The following is an 18,555-nucleotide window of genomic DNA, read 5'->3' on the forward strand; positions in this document are numbered from 1 at the left end:
TCAACCCGTCACGGCAAACCGGTCCGTACTCTCACTCTAGAGGCGTTGCCGGGGCCTCGAAGGGGAACGCTCCCGAACTTGGGGCAAGGGCGGTCCGCGCCAATCAGCTAGTGTCGCTGACCATTTAGTATGGGTTATTGCCGCCGGACTGCGTGCCGAATGCGGTCGGTAAGCGTTTGTGCGACGTCGAAATAACCTTCCCAGGCTTCGGGCAACTGAGCCCGCGCGGCGGCGGCTAAAACATCGAAACCGTTGGCGCTTTCGCAGGTGGGCAACTCATCCCAGCTGACAGGCACCGCGCACGACGCCCCCGCGCGTGCCCGAGTCGACCAGGGGCAGATTGCAGTGGAGCCCTGGCCATTGCGCAGGTAATCGAGAAACATTCGGCCCTTGCGCTTCGCCTTGCTCATATTGGCGACGAAGCGCGACGGATCTGTACGGGCCAGCAGTTCGGCGAAGTCCTGACAGAAGCTCTTGACCTCGTCCCAGTCTGCCTCCGGGAGGAGCGGGACGACCACATGAACGCCCTTGCCGCCGGACAGCAACGGCCACGACTGCAGTCCAAGCGCTTCCAGAATGCTCCGAATGTCGAGGGCTGCCTGCTTGACGGCAGCAAAGCCCAAGCCCTCGTCGGGGTCGATGTCGAAGATCATCCGGTGCGGCAGATCCGGCTGCTGGCGACGGCTTCCCCAGATGTGGAATTCGAGCACGTTCATCTGGACGCCCGCGATCAGCCCAGCCAGGTCATCGACCCACAAGATGCGGCTTTCCTTACCGGACATCTTCTCCAACTGGCCGTCATGGATGGCCTTGGGCAGGCCTGGCAGTCTGTGCTTCTGAAAGAAGGTCTGCTGCAGGTCGCCATCGGTATCGCGCACCAGCGACAGCGGCCGATCCTGGATGTGCGGCAGCATCTTCTCGGCGACCGCGGCGTAGTAGGCGGCGAGCGTGGCCTTGGTCACCTTGGTCGCCGGATACATGATCTTGTCCGGATGCGTCAGCTTGACGCCGACAGCAGCGGCGATCTCCTTGCCAATTCCCGGATCGAGGTTGGCGGAGCCAGGAGTTGCCGGCGTCTTCGGCATTTCCATCACCACCTGGTCGGCTCGCTTGTCTTCGCGCATGCCCTCAAAGCTTGGATGCCGCAAACTGCCGTCCGGTGTCACTTCGGCATAGGTAACCTCGGCAACAAGTTCGGGCTTCACCCATTTGGCACGTCGGGCAATGTCTCTCGGGACGGACGCGAAAGCCGATTTCTCAAGACGGCGTTTCTCGAGCTTCGCGAGGATGTCCTTGCGCTCCGCCTCGGTGAACCCCGTGCCGACGCGGCCGCGATAGATGAGCTTGCCATGATCGTAAGTGCCGAGGATCAGCGAGGCCATGCCCCGTCCCGTGTCACTTGGGCGATAACCGCCGACGACGAACTCCTGCCGTTTCGTGCACTTGATCTTGAGCCAACTCCAGGTGCGGTCGCCGACGTAGGTGCTGTCGGCGCGCTTGGCGATGACGCCTTCGTGGCCGCCCTCGCACATGGCGTCGAACACCCTTTTGCCCTGGTCGACGATGTGGCTGGAGAATTGCAGACTGTCGTCAGGGCGGCGCGTGCCCAGCAGGGACTCAAGTCGCGCCTTGCGTTCGAGGAGCGGCTGGTTCGACAGATCTTCGCCATCGAACTCAAGCAGATCGAAGGCGTAGAACTTGAGCGGCATACCCGCGGCGATGCCGGTTTTCAGCATGGAGAAGTTCGTGCGGCCCTGGCTGTCGATAGCGACGATCTCTCCATCGATCAGCACCGCGCCTTTGGTCAGTCTCTGAAGCGGCGGCAAGATCACCTTGAACTGTCGGGTCCAGTCGTGGCCATTGCGCGTATAAACGACGACATTCGAGCCGGAGATGGCGATTTGGGCACGATAGCCGTCGAACTTCATCTCGAAAAGCCAATCCCCGCCGACCGGTATGTGGTCTGTCAGCGTGCATAGCTGGAAGGGTCGAAACCGCGGGAGCCGATTTGTAGGGACAGATTCTGAGTCTCTGGGCCGTGTGCGCCTTTTACTGAGGGTGCCGTCTACAGCCGACATGCGGAACTCGGATACATAGTCCGATTCAATACCCTGCCTTGGATTCGGTTCCATGCCCAAGCATCCCGCGCCGGCGACCGTCGGCGCTCAAAGGAAGAAAGGCGTATAAGCCGCAGTCCTGCTTGCGTCCGCAACAGCGGACAATTGTCGCGCGCAGGACGAAGGAAATTCGCCCCCGCCGCGGGCGGTGAACGGGACAGCCGTAGGAGCGTCAGCATAGCGCGGGCCGCAGGACGGGACGCGGGGCCGACTGTCCCCGTCCGCGGTGGTCCGCAATGTTATGCGCCGAAGCCGACCGGCTGAGATTGCCCGCATTCTCGACAGTCCGGCCGCTGATCGGCGACGATGCGATGGATTTGAATAATGCCAGCGCCGAGTTGGCCTGGAAGAAATCGATCTGATCTTGCACCTATTCGGCTCTCAATTGCGTGGCAGCTTGTGAATTTCCAGTCTGACAGGCCCTCCCCTGCAACTGGTGCAGAAAAGCCCTCGCTCGACCGAACCGAACAAAGCGCGTTTTCCATAGCGCTCGATGAGCCCGGCAGGTTTACCGTTGCATGGTGCGAACAAGATCTGCACCAGGCTCGCAACACATGCCACTCGCGAAGATCGCCGAGCGCCACATCGAGGCCGGCGTGAACGCTGCCATCGATGATAGCCTGCGGGGGGATCTTGACCTCGCCTGGTGTCAGGATTTTCTCCATCACATGCCGACTGTTGTAGTGGATCAGCAACATGCCCGGCCGGCGCCGGATGGCAGCCTGCCAGGCCACCTGACTCACAGTTGCATCGGGAGAACGCGAAATGGTTTCGGACAAAACCTGCTCCTCGCGATCCCAGACCTCGACCCAAAAATTGTCTTCCGCGGTTTTTGCCGTTGCTTCGCCATCCACGGCGATTGACGCCAAGCCATGGTCGCTTTGCTGCTCCAGATCACGCAGAAATAAGGAACATATTTCTCCCTCGTCAAGGGCATGCTGGACTCTTCGTTCTCTTTTTGTTCACTATTGGCCCGTGCTGGCCGGCGTCATCCAGATTGGCGCAGGACTCATTAACTCAGCATGGCGCTTGCGCAATGACTAATTTAGTGAAACCTTAAATGCCCCTGGGAGTAGACGAGAGACCGGTCGGTCCAATTATGGGGCGGCATTGAACGTAAATGTTTTTTCCGCGATTCTTGGTCGGGATGTTTGCCACGTCGACCGTGGTGGCGTTATGGATTTACCTAGCAACGGGTTCGTTCTGGAAGTCGCTTGCATGGACCTTGCTGATTTTGATCATATTCCAGGTTGGATATTTCTTGTTTTCATTCGCGCTTTTCCACACGCTTTGGACGAAGAGAACCGAAGAAAAACCGAACACCGCCGAGCCTACCCGTCGAGACGGCGGTGTCTCATCTAAAGGCGGCCGATGATGCCCGACAAGCCGGCCACGCAGCGTCGTCAAATCGCCGGGGAAGGTTGACCGTCTTAAATCGCGCCACCCTTGGGCGGCAAGCGCCTCCCNGCCTCCCTGAAATCTTGCAGAGGAATGACGCAAGCCTTCCTCGCGGCGCAGGTGCCTCACACGTCCGATGATGCTGTCTTTGCAAGCAACGATCTCCCCACTGTTATTGGGTAGCCGGGCCGAGGCTTGCGTTTGCACATGATCGGCGATGCTGCCCTGGGGATCGCGGCGACTGGCCGAATAGGACGACAAATGACGCAGGAACTTGGACGCTACAGATGCTGTGGCACCAGCGGACAGGAATACCGTCGTTGAATACCAGAATATGGTCGGCTTCGACGCCAAGAGTGGCCGACAGATAGGCCGAGAACGAAAGAGCATCGCTTAGTCAATGGCGGCGCTGTCTACTCACCGACGACAAACCATTCAGACACTCAGCACCCACGAGTTCATCCAACAGGTGGATTAGGCCAGCCTCGATGTTAGTCCAGGGGCTCCGAACTCAGCGTGTAGTCGGTCGTCCTCGAATTCACTCGGAGGGTCCTGCGGGCGCGCGTTCCCGCTGACCGCTCTCCATCCCAAGTCGTCAATCGATCCCGGCGGCAGCCAGCTTGCGCGCGGGGCCTCCTAGGTGATCACGCCATAACGCCGATCGACCGAATAGGTCATGACTTCAGCTGCGGCGGACCAGATGTCTGCTTGGCCGGCGCCGCACAGCCCAGCAGACCCCAGCTGGCGCCGGTTCTCGAGCGTTCGCTGCGGGCCATCGTCCAAAAGGCTGTGTTCCAACAACTCCAACGAGAGAGATACACTCCTGCTACTCGGCGCCGCTTCCCTCAAAGCGCTGTCTGGTAAAAAGGCTCGGCGCCCTTCTGGTTTGTTCAGGTTCAAAAGGAGGGCGCCGGCCCCAGACTTTTCCGCCCAGAATGGCGATTAGCGCTTCGGGGTGATCTCGTCGACCCTCACCTGTCGCCGATCTTTTTCGCCCAGGCCAGCGCCTTGGTCTTGGCTTTTGTGGTGAAACACCGTTGAGCAGTGAGGCGCTTCAAACACGCTCACAACAGGTCGCCACCGACTCGTCGAGCATGCTCCACCTTCGCTTAGTCCATAAAGGTGTGGTGCGTTCATATTAGCATCAGCATATATAACTTGGCCGCCGGCCATGTCCCCAGTCCCCAGCCGGTTAGGCCCGCTGCTCTCTACCCCCAAAGAAAGCCGGGCCGTCCCCGCGGCCAGATCGTTCCGCGCTTGGTAGACAGCTCGCCGGGCGATACCCCGACCACCTCGAGCCCGGCGAGCCTGACCTGGATCAATGATCGGATCAGGACCGGGGTCAGCCGGCAAATATCTATGCAAGAGCGGTGTCACTTTGTTAGCGCTGAAATGGATCAGTTTTCAAAGGACCACCAACCCAGCGCAGCGAAACCAACTGCTGGGACAAGCATGCATGCACCGAATCGCGAACGGCGATTCAATTAGCACGCACTTAATTACCTCATAACATTTTTAACGAAACGTTGACCGCGCTGTCCCAGAATAGGACGGCGCGGTCGGACCCCACTGCGCAGGCGGCTTCGGCACTCAGCGCCCGCCGAACTATCGGAGCCGCCACCCACATCCCACGTTATACCAGCAGCGGTTGAATCAACTATTACTGCGCGTGCAAACGGCCTGCCATGGGAACAAAAGAGGGATTCACATCGAATACGGTTCAATCAGGATCGGACCATGCCTGCGCCAGCACGGCACGCACGGTCGCGGCCTCCACTGGCTTCATCGCGAGAGGTCGCGGTCGTTGGCCACTGTCCCCGTAGACGCCAGATCGCCCGACAACGCCTTCAAAAAGGTCGTCTTGCCCGAGCCGTTCGGTCCGGCGATGGCGGCAATTTGGCCCGGCCTCGCGACGAAATCGACATTAGCGACGATGCGTTTGCCGCCCATCGCCACCGAGACATCGCGTGCTTCGATCATGACGGCCTCATAGGTTTCAAATCTCACAAGTCGATTACGCCGCGCTGGCGCAGCAGAATCCAGAGGAAGAACGGCGCGCCGGCGATCGCGGTGACGATGCCGATCGGCAATTCGGCCGGCGCCACGACCAATCGGGCAACGGCATCGGCGATCAGCAGCATGCAGGCGCCAAGCAGCGCCGATGCCGGCAAGAGATAGCGATTGCCCGGGCCGATCAGCAGCCCCAGCAGATGCGGCACGACGATGCCGACGAAACCGATGCCTCCGCTGACTGCGACAGAGGCGCCGGGCGCTGGATGGTGCGCCCAAAAGGATCACTTTGTGACCACTAGGGCCAAGACTCATAATTGTGGTGCGAGCGCTGCAGCGCTGTCGTCAGTCTCGGCAACATTGTGCTTGAATTGTTATGAGGCGATCAGGGGGCGACCCTGACCGGGTTCGGATTCGCACCGAAACGGGTTACCCCGACTATCTAAGCCCGAAATGCCGCTGCGGGCCCTACAGGAGCGACCTGTCCTTCCGCACTGAGCGTCGACATCACGCCAGACTACTGTTTGCCTATGATCCCACAATTTTGCAAGTAGTTCGGGTTCGGCGTTAGAGCCAATAGCTGATTGTCGCTGCGATGCAGACCGCAGCGAGGAAGTTGGTAGCCAATCGATCATATCGGGTGGCGATGCGGCGGAAGTCCTTAAGCCTGCAGAACATGCGCTCGATGGCGTTGCGGTCGCGGTAGAGGTAGGGCGAGAAGCAGTTCTTCCACTTCCTGTTTGCCTTCGGTGGAATATTGGCGAAAGCGCCGCGCTGCTTGACCTGGCGACGAATTGCGTCGCTGTCGTAGCCTTTGTCGGCGTTCAGCAGGGTTGTCGTCGGCATCTGATCGATCAGCACCTCGCCCGCCTTGCAGTCGGCAACGTTGCCGCCGGTCAAAAGGAAGGCGACTGGCCTGCACATTCCATCAGTCAGGGCGTGGATCTTGGTGGTGCGCCCGCCGCGTGATCTGCCAATTGCCTGGTTGAGTTCCCCCTTTTTCCGCCCGCCGCACTGCGATGGGCACGAACAGCCGAGGAATCGATAAGCAGTTGTGCCGGTGGCCCACCAGCACTGGCCAAGGCTTGGAATATGCCGGTCCAGATGCCCTTGTTAGCCCAGCGATGGAAGCGATTGTAGAGCGTCTTCCTCGGACCGTAGGCGGCAGGTGCGTCCACCCAGCGTCCACCGCTCTTGATGACGTGGATGATACCGCTGATAACCCGCCGATCATCCACGCGAGCCTTGCCCCGCGTGTCAGTTGGAAGATGCGGCTTGAGCTTCGAGAATTGTTCGCCCGTCAGCCAGAAATAGTCCCGATCCATCGAAGCCTCCAGTCGGTGACCTTGAATCACGGCAGCCGCATCAATGAAAGCGGTTTATGGGTCCGGACCCTAGCATCAGTACCGCCGTCGCTCCCTACGACGCTGCACGCAAGCTCGGGCGGGAACGTCGTCTGGTTGTGGAGCGGGTTGGTTCCACTGCCATGCTGCCAACACCAACAACGCCCTCACGCTCCCTTGCGCTCGTTACTTTGTGCAAACGCTCATAGGGCAGCAACTCCTTGACCCGCGTACCAAGCGCAACAATTTCTGCCCGCAAATCTTCGCATTCCTGCCTCTGGACTTCGTGCTGCATCTGCTCGGAGGCGTATTGCGCCGAGATGTGCGAGAGGTCCGCAGTCAGCTTCGAAAGGTTCGTCATGTGGGCTTCGCTCTCTTTCAAGAGATCAGAATACCTTTCATCCGCAACCTGCTTTTCGGCCATGGTATCGCTCCATTGAGCCGTCAGCCTGGCGATTTCACTGGATGCTACGCTTGCCTCGTTCGTTGCCGCATCCAGTCGCAATTGAAGACTTTGAATTTCAGATCGCAAACCTCGCATCTCTGCGAGACTGCGTGCACGTTCGGCTCCCGTGTCATCTTCCATGATGCGTGCGGCCTCTGCCATTTCCGACAGTTTCGCCTGCGCGATCTCAAGCGACTTCTGCAACCGCGTTTCGTCCTTCTCGCTCTTGCCGAGCGCAGCCAGCAGTTCGGAATGCCGCACCGCATCGTTGGCGTGGATCGTCGACAGCTCATCAAGCCTCCGCCTCGCCTCAGCTTCCCGCTTTTGCGCCTTGTCGAGGTCGATCGAGAGTCTGACATGCTTTTCTCGCAAGGTATCGTTTTCGCGCGCCCGTCTATCGGCCTCGGCTGTTCTGGCCGAAAGAGCTTTGGCCGCCTCGCCGAAGTCCGCCTCCCTTATTGCGATGGTATTGGCCGCTTCTACAAGTTCCAGCCTTACGGCGGCGAGCGCACTACGAAGAGCGTCCCTGTCCTGGACCAAGCATACTTCGCGCTGCTGTATGGCTCCGAACGCGCTGTCGTGCTCACGTTGCTTCCTCATCGCATCGTGCAGCTGTTCGGACAGGACCATGTGTTCTCTCGTCAGGTTGGCATTTGCCACTTCCAGTTCGTTGGCACGAAAGAAGTCCGCTTGAAGGATCTGAAAAAATTCGCGTGTGTAGTGGTGCAAAGTTGCAACCTCCATTAGCTTGGCTTTGACATCCTCCAAATGGCCATCCGCATCCTGAAAGAGCATCTCAAATGAGCTCAAAGCAGCCAGCCGGCTCTGCGTATGCGAAGTTAGCTGGCGAGGGGTTTCATTGGGAGTGCCCTCGGGTTGCAGGGCATCGGTCCCTATTGCGAGGCTGTCTTTCGAGGCACTGCCGTCGTCTGATCGTGACACCTCGTCAAGGCTCAGGGAGATGTTCAAAGCCTCGACTAGCTCTGTCTCGAGTTCCTCGGTGGCTCTTTCCACATTGTCGTAACGTTTGATCAGGTTCGATAGTTTCATGACAAGCTCTCCCGGCGCACCACTTTGAATTAATGGTTTGGCAACCAACGATTACACACCATATACCGCTCCGCGAACGACGACTGCCATGCAATCGACTATATTAGATCATTCTAAAGCAGTACGCTCGCAAAGGGGGAGTGCCTGCTTCGGATCAATCCGGTGATCATGCCGCCAAGTCGAACGTCTTCGGGAGACGATCAAGGAAGCCTCAACGGCCGCCATTGGTCTGCCGCGGCCCGTGCAAGGCTTCGCGGAAGGATGCTGTCTCGTGCGCGTCAACGCTCGCAATTGCCTCCTTCGGTGCAGTTCCGAAGATCAGAGATGGCTGGTTTGTTCGTCACCCCCTTACCGATCAAGCGATGTGCAGCAGTTCGCGCAGCCGGACCGGCAGTCGGGGCGAGGCTTGCAGTTCGGCGCAACTCGCCTCCCATCGCTTCAGATACTCGGCGATCGGTACACCTGTGCGGCCGGGCCATCGGTTGATTGCGCCCAGCGCCTCGATGCAGTCGGGCGCCGCCTCGTACTCAGTCAGGATGGTTCGGGACATTGCTTGAGCAAACGGATTGAGGCCGGGTATTTCGATCTCGCCTCGATGGTCGCCGAACCAGGCAGCGGCGTCGCGGCTCAGCCCCTGGCTGTCGGCGAGCGCCGCGTAGCCGCGGGCGATGTTGTCGCGATACGCCGCGATGGCATCGCCGAACGCGTTGTCGCCGGCAAATGGCGGATTCTCTTTCCAGTCCTTTGCCAAGCGACCGAGACCGCGCAGCGAGAAGGCCTCGACCAACGCCTCCTCGAGCCACTGACAGGGCGGCGCCGGCTTGGCGTCCGCCTGCCAGCTGTTTGCCATGACGTGGCCGAGCTCATGGCCGAATTGGTAGGCGAGCTTTGACCAGTCGCGTTCGCCTATGTCGACAATGATCCACGCCATGCTGCTGCCGTCGGGGTGCAGCCAGATCGCCGGCTGCCCGGAAGTGTGCTCGTCGACACGAAGTCGCGTCGGCTGGCGATCGGAGAGCAGGCGGACGCCATCCAGGCAGGCGTGCCGCGTGCGCTCGATGACCTGATCTGCCGCGCGCGGAGGCATGTGGCCCCAGTCGCCGGCGAGTTCGAACGGGGCTGAAAGGAGGGATGGGGACGCAGTAGTCGGTGCCATGGTCGCGTAGCTTTCCCCGAGGGCGTCCCGATCGGTCAACGACGCAGAAATCAGGCTGCCGGCCGCCGAGCCTCCCAAGAGTGTAACGAAATCTCGTCGTCGCACTTCGATTCCTGATGTCCGACCGCCCAGATTTAATCTACCATGCTATCCACCAATGGCGAAGGCTCGGGGAGCAGATAGGGCATCAGGAGTGGGCGAGGCTATCCTTTCGCAAACTTACAGCGGAGATGATTTTTCAAATTGGCAGGTGGCGCATGAGATGTCTATTCGCCTAGAAGGCGAATTTCTTGTCGTCTCGGATACAGAACGACATAGCTGGCACCTCTTGCGATTGCAAGATCCAGCTTTTCTTTTTAGAATTGTTAGAGTGAAGTGTCGCGTAAAATTTTGCGTGAATTGCACCACCAATTTCTACGTCCACCACTACGGTTCTATTGATGTCGCCGAAATATCTCCTAGTGGAATTATCCTAGATAACGGCATAAGTATAAGTATATCGGTTGATCATGTCGCTGAGGATGTCTTTGATATCGACATACATTTTCTGAATCTCCACCCAACACTATCAATTGGCTGCTCCAACAACCGCAAGCCCGTCTATTCTGGTACAGGACATGAGCAATTTGTCCTCATGAGCGTTCTGGTTGAGACCTTTGACGCAAATGCTGAATTGTCTAGTGTGCCAGCGGAGGAGCGCATCACGATTGTCGATGTCGGCGGCCAAGGGGGCCTGCAGATCCAGTGGATGCTAAGAGCCGATCGGATTACGCCGATGGTTTTCGAACCGATACCGTCGGAGGCAGCCGCGATAAGGGAAACTCTTGGCCGAATCCCTGGCGCTCAAGTAATAGAGAAGGCCCTAGCGCATTCCACTGGCACTCAAAAATTACACATAGCTGCCTCATCGGACTGCTCATCACTGAGAGCGCCTAATACAGAGGTGTTGCAGCGGTATTCCATAGGACGACTTTTCACTACGATCGGCACCCAAGAGGTCGAATGTGTTCGATTTGACGAATTTTTCCGAACCCAGAGCGCGCCCTCACCGGACATGGTAAAAATTGATGTTCAGGGCTTCGAATACGAAGTACTTATCGGATTCGGTCGCCTTCTGGAGTCTTGCCTAGCCGTTGAATTGGAAACACACGTCACACCCATATATATAGGTCAAAAATTACTTTGTGATATCGTTTCACTCCTTGATGATTTTGGATTTTCTCTACGGAAGCTTAACGAAATAAAGCATTTTGACGGCGATGCGATTGAGTTCGACGCGGTTTTTACCAAGCGGCGTGAAAGGATCATGGCCTCATCGGAGCCGGTAAAGCGAAAATTTGCCGCGATCTCCGACGCATTAGGGCTTGCTCCATATTCTTAATTCTTAATGGTGACGTTCAGAGAAAGTTTTATTGAGAGTCATCAAATCAATGAGCTCGGTCCGCAGCTTCTCGCTCAGAAAGCTGTTCATCATCGGCAATGACAAGCGGCGGCATGCAGATGAACGCTTGCATCGAGCTATACGCCGCACACATCGCGCAGTCGATACCTGTATCCTCAAGAATTACTCCAGTTCCTGGAAATGGAATAGTTCTTTTTTTCAAAGGCAGGCATCGTTCAAGAAGTTTCTGCGCCCCCCTTGGCGTAAGTGAGTAGGCTTGCAGACCAAAAGAGTGCGCTATCCTAATAAGAGACCGAGAGGATTTGTCAGATTGGAACAAGGTGCCTTGCTTGCTGTATCGACGATCATAGAATTCAAGCTTAGCTTTTGAGAAACTGAAATCCAACCACAGGAAGAGCGGATCAAAGAGGAAACCCCACTTTATCATGTCCCAGTCCGCCGGTGCGTTGGAGAGAATGCGGGCAGATTCCGTAAGAAAGTCAAATGACGCACGAACATCATCTTCAAAAACAGTAATTATCTTATTTTCTGAAACCGCCAACTTCCATAGGTTGATGTGAGACAAAGCGCATCCAAGAGAACCTGGAAGGTAAGTGCAGTCCTCAGTAATAAATCCTTCCTTTATTAGCTGATCTCTGTCAACTGACGCACCATCAATTGCTGATACCCTCAAAGTATTTCTGACAAGATGCGGGTTATTGGCTTGATATTTAGAAAGTCGTGCAATACTGCGGTCCAGGTTTATCAAGTGAATCAATGGTGATCCAGCTTCGCCATTTGATTGCGGGGCGACAGGCGCAAGGCTAATTGACCCTTGGTCGATATAAGTTCGAGTGGCTAAGCGAGAAGACTTGGCAGGCGATCCTGGTCGTTCGATCAGATCGACCCACTCATCAATCGAGTATTGCCAGTCGAACTTTCGCGCAGCTTCCCTCGTCATATAGCACTTTTCCACAAAGGCAGCGGGATTCTCCTTATAGTAGCGCAGAGTGGCACTGGTGAAGGCCTTGAATTTGCTGGGCTCGATCGGCGCAATTATGCCGCCTCCTTGATAAGCCTTGAGAGGAAAGTGGCCCACAGATGTGCCGATTACAAGCCTTCCCGCAGCTGCCCCTTCCATAACCGATAGCGGGCCAGACTCGTTAACCGAACTTGTTACAACTGCATCGACGCTCTGATAGAAAATCGGCATATCGTGGAATGAAATCTGGTTTGCAGTTGAGCCGGCCACCTTGAATATCAACCCGGCCTCCTCCGCTGCCGCTTCGGCAAGGTCTCCGCGCTTCCACTCCACACCATACGTCTGTACGGACATTGATGTGGCGTAGCCAACTGTCGTTAGCCGTTCTGGCAAAGGACTAAAGAAGCTCTGATAGTCTATAGCGAGCGATGCGACCTCTGGCATTCTCGGTATGCCTAGCATCATCGAGGCTGAATACACCGATTCACTAACTACACCATAATTTGCAAACTTGTCGAATACGTCTTTTCCCTTCTGTTCTACAAGCATACGTATATCGAATTCGTGGTGGGAAATGGCAATTATTCGATCGTATGGAACTTGATATCGATCCACCAACGTGGACACTCCATCGAGGGCACTCATCCACACATCGTAGTATTTTGAAAGGTACTCGACTTGATCGATATTATTTATTTGCCAATCAAGTATATCTACAATGAACCCAAGGTCATGTAATTTACGCATTATATCGTAGTAAACCCTACCGTGAGACCACTTTGTATAGCCATATATCAGTACTCTCGGTCGTTTAGAATTCCTATTTGTTCTCGCCCTTATGACCGGATGAATAATGTAACCATGGATCCCGCTCCTGTCGAATTCCGGTCCAGCGGCGCGCAATATTTCACCGCCCAAGCCGGCGATGTCAGTGCACCAGTTCTCCGACGCGACGAATAGCTCCCACGTGCTGCAAACAGGAGCGCTGAGCCTCATCTGACCGTCAGGTATGGCCGACAGAAAAACTCCGCCGGACTTCAGCGCCAGCAAACCACGCTCTAGCGGAATGAATTCGAATATCGTGGGATCGACGGCTTGGTTTTCGCGCTGCGACTGTGAGACGGAAAAGCAGGTGCCAGAATAGCAGGAGATCGGTTCGGCCGAACCGTTGACGGCATGGATCAGGCGACCCTGCCGGTTTGCACCTCCCGAACGGTTGCCCGACTCAAAATATGCGTTCGCCGGGCTGCTCTCGACAGGGCCGTGTCGCAACTCACCCGTTAAGGGCTCGACATATATGACGGTGCCGAACGCCGTGAACAGCCGCGCGGGCTTGTAGGACGGACTGTTCATGCCCCTGCCCGCAAGTCGTCTCGGTGTCTAATGAAAAAATCGAGGTTGTCCTTTAGCCGCTGATTGCCCGTATCCAGTTCTAGCGCCCTTTGCCCCCACTCCACCGCCTGGTCCATGACATTGAGGCGCCACGACGCGATCGCACCGAGATCACACAATCGAAAACCCCAGCAGTTCGCTTCGTCCAGATAGCTGCCGGTGCGGTGCGTCTTCTCGATCCCATTGGTGCAGGCCCAGAACAGATTCAGCCAGTCGGCCTTGCTGTGGAACTCCTCTGCCAGGTCGAGCCAGATCTCACGCCGGTGCGGCGCTTCCATCCGGGCCTTGTCCAGCCAGGACAATTTCTGCTCCGGCCGCATGCGCGCGATATAACGCATCGCCTCGGAGCGTTCTTCCGCCCACCTGCTTGTTGGCAATTCAAGGTAGCGCTCGAGCAGCGAAACGGCCCGCTCTTGCTGGTTGGCCCACATCAAGTCCCGTCCGAGCCAGAAGCAGATTTGAGCGTCTTCGGGGTCTTCCTTCAGTGCCACCTCCATCAGCGGCAGGTAGCTGCTCCTTGTTGGCTTGGCGAGGTCCTGCACCTCGAACATGACAATGTCACTGCTGTTCGCCGTGACCTCCGTTTCTCCAGTGAAGACCAGAGCCTCGTGGACTGGCCGCCTGAAACGATATCCCCAGCGATGATGAAAGTTTTTCGCTGGCCAGTTGCGAAGTGGGGTCGGGTCGTCGACGCTCGCTCTGTACACTGTCTGACAATAAAGGGCTGTCGTCTCGCGAGTCCAGACAGCCTCGAGCTTTGCCCGCCAGCCAGGTTCAAGGAACCGGTCCATGTCCATTGTGCAGCACACGTCGACGTCGTGCGGGATCAGTGCCATGGCGGCGTTGCGGGCATCGTCGAAACGCCATGGGCGGACCGCTATCCTGTGCACGGTAACGCCGGCAGCGGTCAGCCGTTCCACCGTATCGTCGGTGCTGCCCGTGTCGGCGACAATGCGATAGTCGGCGTCGACGGCCGAATTGGCCCAGCGCTCCGCGTTTGCGGCTTCGTTCAAGGCGATGGTGTAGACAGCGACTTTCACGGCGCTCTGCTCACTCACGCACTGGTGCAAGACTTCGCCTGGCGGACATGCCCGACGGGCCCTTGCGGATAGCCACCAAGCCACCGAGCAGCTTTGCCCGATTCAGTTCGTAGTGGCTGTCGAAAAAGAGGATTTCGGCGAACTGACCGGCAAGCGCGCTCACGCCCAGCGGATCGACCGAGCGCGCGCTGCCGTGCTGCTGGATTTCCCGCAGCAGGGTCTTAGTCAGCGTGATCTTGCCGAGATCCTCGCCCGGCGGCTGCCAGTCAAGGTCTTCGAGGAAGTACCAGCCGCCCCCTGCGAGCAGAGGGAAAAACTCGCGCAGCGTCAACTGCTCGTCGAACGAGGCATGGCTGCCGTCGTCGACGATCACGTCAAGCGACCCAGGTCCGAATTTCGCGGCCACCTCGCGCAGATCGTCGAGCTTGGACTGGTCGCAGACGAACGACTTGAATCTTTCGTTGTTGAGCTGCGAAAAATCAGTCCGGTCGACGCCCATCACCCGGCAGAACGGAAAATAGCTCTGCCACAGGTCGACCGAAGGCGTCTCGGTCCGGTTGCCTTGTGCCTGCTTGGTGGACTGGCCGATCTCCAAGAGGAGTTTCATGGCCAGCCTTCTGCTCGACAGCAGCCGATCGTAGATCCGGGCATAGGCGTGTCGGTTCCCGGTGTGCCGGTTCTTGTCGGTATTGAAGCGGTCGGCGAGACTTGTGAATGTGGGGAAACTGTCGAGCGGGCTGATCAGCAGCGAGATCAACGGGGCCGCTTCGCCGCCCGGCCGGGCGTCGTTGCGGGCGGTCCAAAGATGGATGCCGAACACGCGATCATCGTTTAGATAGTCAGCCAATTCCGCTATCGGCCTGTCGAACCGGTCGATCTCCGTCCAATCGATCGCGTTATAGAACATCGGGCTGAACACCCGTTCTCGCAGTTCGGCTCCCGCATCGGAGGCGATGTAGTCAGACAGCAGCTTGGGGCCGATGTCGCCGAAATCCTTGCCGCGCGCTTCATGGAAACGCTCCAGCGACATTTCGTATAGCGCCCTGAGGTGGCGGCTGTAGGGCTTGGCGTATATGACGTTGCCGCAGATGAAGTGGCCCTTGTGTGCTCCCCGCCATTGCAGATTGAAAAAGTGATCGCCGCGAAAGGGGAACGGCCGCAGCAGGATCACGTCGGAATCCATCCACAGGCCGCCATGTTCGTAGAGCAGGGCGTAGCGGAAAATATCGCTGAAATATCTGATCTCGGAGCCGGCGACGATGCGCTCGAACAGGGCCCGCGGCATGACGTCGTCGGCATTGCGGACCTCGATCCCGTGCGGGACGAGGAATTCGAGCTTCTCTGGCGCATAGCTCCACACCCGCACCGGATGGCCAGCCGCTCGCATCGACGTTGTGGCGCCAATCAAGGTACGATGCTCAGCTTTGTCGGACATCACTTCATAGAAGCAGTTGATCTGCGGAAGTGCGGTGTCGTCGCTGCCAAGGAAGGGATAAATCCGCGCGTCGAACTGGCGCGATCGTTGCCGTCGTTCCAGCGGAGAATCCACGTCGCGCAGAAACGGCGCGAGCTCATGAAAGATCTCTTCTGTCGACTTCATGCTGCCGGTGCCGAAGTCCTTACCTTCCAACGGCGCCCGGTTTGCATGACCCATGGCCCCACCGTCGGCGCGGCCAGGCTTCATCGCGGCTTTCGTTGGAGGGGCGCGAAAGGCCGGCGTCGACAGTGTCTGCTTCGTTCCTGGATCAGCCACCCCCGAAGACAGGCGATCCACATCCTCTAGCATCCCTCCCACATCCGCCTCATCGACGGTCGCGATCCAGCACTCGCTGTCGGCAACGCTGTAGGAAATCAGCAAGCGCTTCTCATCGGGATGCCAAGCCAATCCGGCAGCGAACTCGGCGCCCTTTTCCTTGAAGTAAAAGGGACGGCTCACCTTTTGCAGCAGGTTCATTGCGTCGAACCAAACAAACCGATGCAGGCAGTATCGCCTGCTCTCGGAGGGTCTCCATTGCACCTCGCGAATCAACATTAGCCAACCGCCGGCGAAAGCGACCTGTTGGCTTACGCCGCTGAATCGTTGGGCCGCAATTCCAGGAGAGCTCTCGCTGATCGTTTCAGCTTGCTCATCCGCCACCCGAACTGGATCGCCGAAACAGACGAACTGCAGCCGCTCCTCGCCGGCTTCGCCTGATTTGACCTGCGTCATCCATCTCCCGTCGTGCGCACTCGGCCCCGTCGCGGGCAGCACGCGCAGGTCGGTCATCCGGTGGTGGCTGGGTTCGCTGTCGTCGACGCGCATGATGACCTGCTTGCCCTCGCTGTCCGCCAGATCGCGGACGGAGGCCGAGCCCCACAGCTTACCTTTCCAGGCGAACAGACGCAGGTCCTCGACGCCGGCCTCGCGCATGTTTGTCGGCGGCAGCATCTCGGTTGTCGATCGGACGGCGAGCCCATTGGTCAACCGCAGAAGGAAATTCCGAGCGAGGATCGCCTCGCCGCCTTTCGTCCGGAGATGGACGCCGTCTTCGCTTGTGGTGTAGTTCACCGCTGCCTGAGCAAGCACAATCTCCTTGCCCAGGCGCGCCACCGAGGGGCTTGACGGCCTGTAGCCCTCGGGCGCAGCGAAAACGATCGGATGAGCGCTGAACGACGGCATCGTTGTCTTGGCTGGCTGCACATAGAAGAACAGGTTGGACCACGCGAGATCCCTGGGTCCATCGCCGATACTACGGTCCAGCGCTAACCAGTTGCATGCCGCGAAACCGCGGTCCTTGCGCACGGGATCGTGCGCGTAGTTTGCCGCAATGGAAAATTCTTCCAGCAGGCCTGTCGTGTAGACGAAATCCTCGAGGAACAGGATGTCCTGCTCCGGCCGCTTGATCGCCAGCCCTGCTTCGGAGAACAACACGCTGGCGTCGTTCATCCCCTTCTCGCGGTAAAACCGTGCCAGGTCATAAAGTGGCTCGGCGCGTTGCGGCCGTTGATTGAAGGCGGCAAGCGCCTGTTGAACAAAGCCAGCCTCGTCGCCGAGTTTCCGCAGGCAGCGCGCCTCCTGCAGGCGGGCATTCCACGCCTCCTCGTCCCAGCCGCCCATCGCGGCACGCTTGGCGTAGGCCACCGCCGCCTCCGCCGTCCGCCCAGCGTCGCGGTAGGACTGCGCCAGGTAGAACCAGTAGCGCTGATTTTCCGGATCGTTCTCAAGGGCGTCCAGCAAAAGCCTGGCATCACGCTCGAACTTGTCCACCCGGTTCGAGCCGCTGGCGTGGTCCTTGTACCAGGCACCCCTCAGTTCCTGCACGCCACCGGGCACGTCTAGATATTCGTGGGTCACGCCATGGTAGCGGGCACCGGCGTCGCGTTTGACAAGGCGCGTGTTCCAATAGGCCAGGCCGGAATCCGACCGCTGCAACAGCCGGTAGCCCGGGCCGTCGAGCCCCTCGCGGAACCCCGTATGCTCAACCATCAGCTCCATGTCGGCATCGTCGAACAGCAGATAGTCATAGGCGAGCGGCGAGGCATAGGCGTGATCGAGCGCGGCGTTGCGGGCCTGCTCGAAATTGTGGAACGGGAACTCGTGCAGCTCGCCAGGCAGGTTGTGGACGGCAAAGAACGCCTTGATGAAATCCTGGGTTCCGTCGTTCGAGCCGGTGTCGCCGATGACCCAGCAGTCGATGTGGTCGACAACCGCCCCGAGACAGCGTTGAAGGTTCGCCACCTCGTTCTTGACGATCATGTTAAGGCAGAGGCGCTTACCGCTTGTCATATGCTGACTTTCGACCCCCATGACTGCGGGCTGAAGCGGTTACATTTGTGCCATGGTGCCATCGGGGACAGGGATCCGTTCCAGTGCGGACTTATCCGGCCTTCATGTCCCATGCACATTTTCCCCTGCCTCGGCCATCTGGATGCTACCTCAGCGTGATCCATTGTTAGCCAGCACCTTCCGCCGCAGCAAGGGTCTCGCGGTCACCCTGGGCGAGGCTTTGCGAATTGCCCTGTAGGCTCGATCGCCATGTACACCCCGCCGCGATATCAAGCGTTCGTCGATAACGAAGGTGGTGTATCTTAAGTCCCGGATTTTTCGATGCATTTGGCCGTATGCGCGCCATCTCGATGTTTTCCAAGGTAGTAAATCGTTGTTGGGCAATTAACAAATTGTAAACAGGTTATTTACAAGTTGCTAATTTTATAATTTACTAATGTCTTATGTATGGGAGGGTTTCCGTGGACCGGGCAGT

General features: G+C 58.0%; 9 protein-coding genes and 2 pseudogenes. 1 reads left to right on the top strand and 10 read right to left on the bottom strand.

The features are described 5' to 3' along the window. Positions 1 to 134: 134 nt before the first annotated feature. The 7 genes and pseudogenes from ligD to X727_RS163435 all read right to left on the bottom strand — a co-directional run bounded on the left by ligD (position 135) and on the right by X727_RS163435 (position 9,450). The gene (ligD, locus tag X727_RS163465; protein ID WP_023833424.1) at positions 135 to 2,132 is read right to left on the bottom strand and encodes a DNA ligase D; all 1,998 of its coding nucleotides are present in this window, start codon (positions 2,130 to 2,132) and stop codon (positions 135 to 137) included. A gap of 224 nt (positions 2,133 to 2,356) precedes the next feature. Next, the gene (locus X727_RS1000000165910) at positions 2,357 to 2,986 is read right to left on the bottom strand and encodes a hypothetical protein (RefSeq protein WP_245274094.1); all 630 of its coding nucleotides are present in this window, start codon (positions 2,984 to 2,986) and stop codon (positions 2,357 to 2,359) included. A gap of 2,267 nt (positions 2,987 to 5,253) precedes the next feature. Beyond that, positions 5,254 to 5,495: pseudogene (locus X727_RS163455) on the bottom strand (ATP-binding cassette domain-containing protein); the annotation flags it as partial. Positions 5,496 to 5,518: 23 nt separating this feature from the next. Next, positions 5,519 to 5,782: pseudogene (locus X727_RS163450) on the bottom strand (iron chelate uptake ABC transporter family permease subunit); the annotation flags it as partial. A gap of 310 nt (positions 5,783 to 6,092) precedes the next feature. Continuing rightward, positions 6,093 to 6,850, bottom strand: a protein-coding gene (locus X727_RS1000000165920; RefSeq protein ID WP_155923506.1) for an IS5 family transposase whose coding sequence is annotated in 2 segments (ribosomal slippage) — positions 6,093 to 6,523 and positions 6,523 to 6,850 — 759 coding nt in all. Because the reading frame shifts where the segments join, the coding sequence is not laid out codon by codon here. A 94-nt stretch (positions 6,851 to 6,944) separates the two neighbouring features. Continuing rightward, positions 6,945 to 8,363, bottom strand: a complete 1,419-nt coding sequence (locus tag X727_RS163440) for a hypothetical protein (protein ID WP_023833428.1) — start codon at positions 8,361 to 8,363, stop codon at positions 6,945 to 6,947. A 355-nt stretch (positions 8,364 to 8,718) separates the two neighbouring features. Beyond that, complete coding sequence (locus tag X727_RS163435) at positions 8,719 to 9,450, bottom strand: hypothetical protein (RefSeq protein ID WP_245274095.1); 732 nt, start codon at positions 9,448 to 9,450, stop codon at positions 8,719 to 8,721. Between the two features lie 262 nt (positions 9,451 to 9,712). Between X727_RS163435 and X727_RS1000000165925 the strand changes: the two genes are divergently transcribed. After that, on the top strand, positions 9,713 to 10,900 hold the full coding sequence (locus X727_RS1000000165925; protein ID WP_196814960.1) for an FkbM family methyltransferase: 1,188 nt from the start codon (positions 9,713 to 9,715) through the stop codon (positions 10,898 to 10,900). Positions 10,901 to 10,946: 46 nt separating this feature from the next. Here X727_RS1000000165925 and X727_RS163425 read toward each other — a convergent pair whose 3' ends face one another. The 3 genes from X727_RS163425 to X727_RS1000000165445 are packed head-to-tail and all read right to left on the bottom strand — an operon-like array spanning position 10,947 to position 18,050. Beyond that, positions 10,947 to 13,235 carry a glycosyltransferase family 25 protein gene (locus X727_RS163425; protein ID WP_023833430.1) on the bottom strand — a complete coding sequence of 763 codons (2,289 nt, stop codon included), beginning with the start codon at positions 13,233 to 13,235 and terminating at the stop codon, positions 10,947 to 10,949. After that, on the bottom strand, positions 13,232 to 14,314 hold the full coding sequence (locus X727_RS163420; RefSeq protein ID WP_196814961.1) for a glycosyltransferase: 1,083 nt from the start codon (positions 14,312 to 14,314) through the stop codon (positions 13,232 to 13,234). The genes X727_RS163425 and X727_RS163420 overlap by 4 nt, the downstream gene beginning before the upstream one ends. Positions 14,315 to 14,324: 10 nt before the next feature. Next, on the bottom strand, positions 14,325 to 18,050 hold the full coding sequence (locus tag X727_RS1000000165445; RefSeq protein WP_050591255.1) for a glycosyltransferase: 3,726 nt from the start codon (positions 18,048 to 18,050) through the stop codon (positions 14,325 to 14,327). Between the last annotated feature and the right edge of the window lie 505 nt (positions 18,051 to 18,555).

The organism is Mesorhizobium sp. L103C105A0 (assembly GCF_000502215.1).
Lineage (GTDB): Bacteria > Pseudomonadota > Alphaproteobacteria > Rhizobiales > Rhizobiaceae > Mesorhizobium.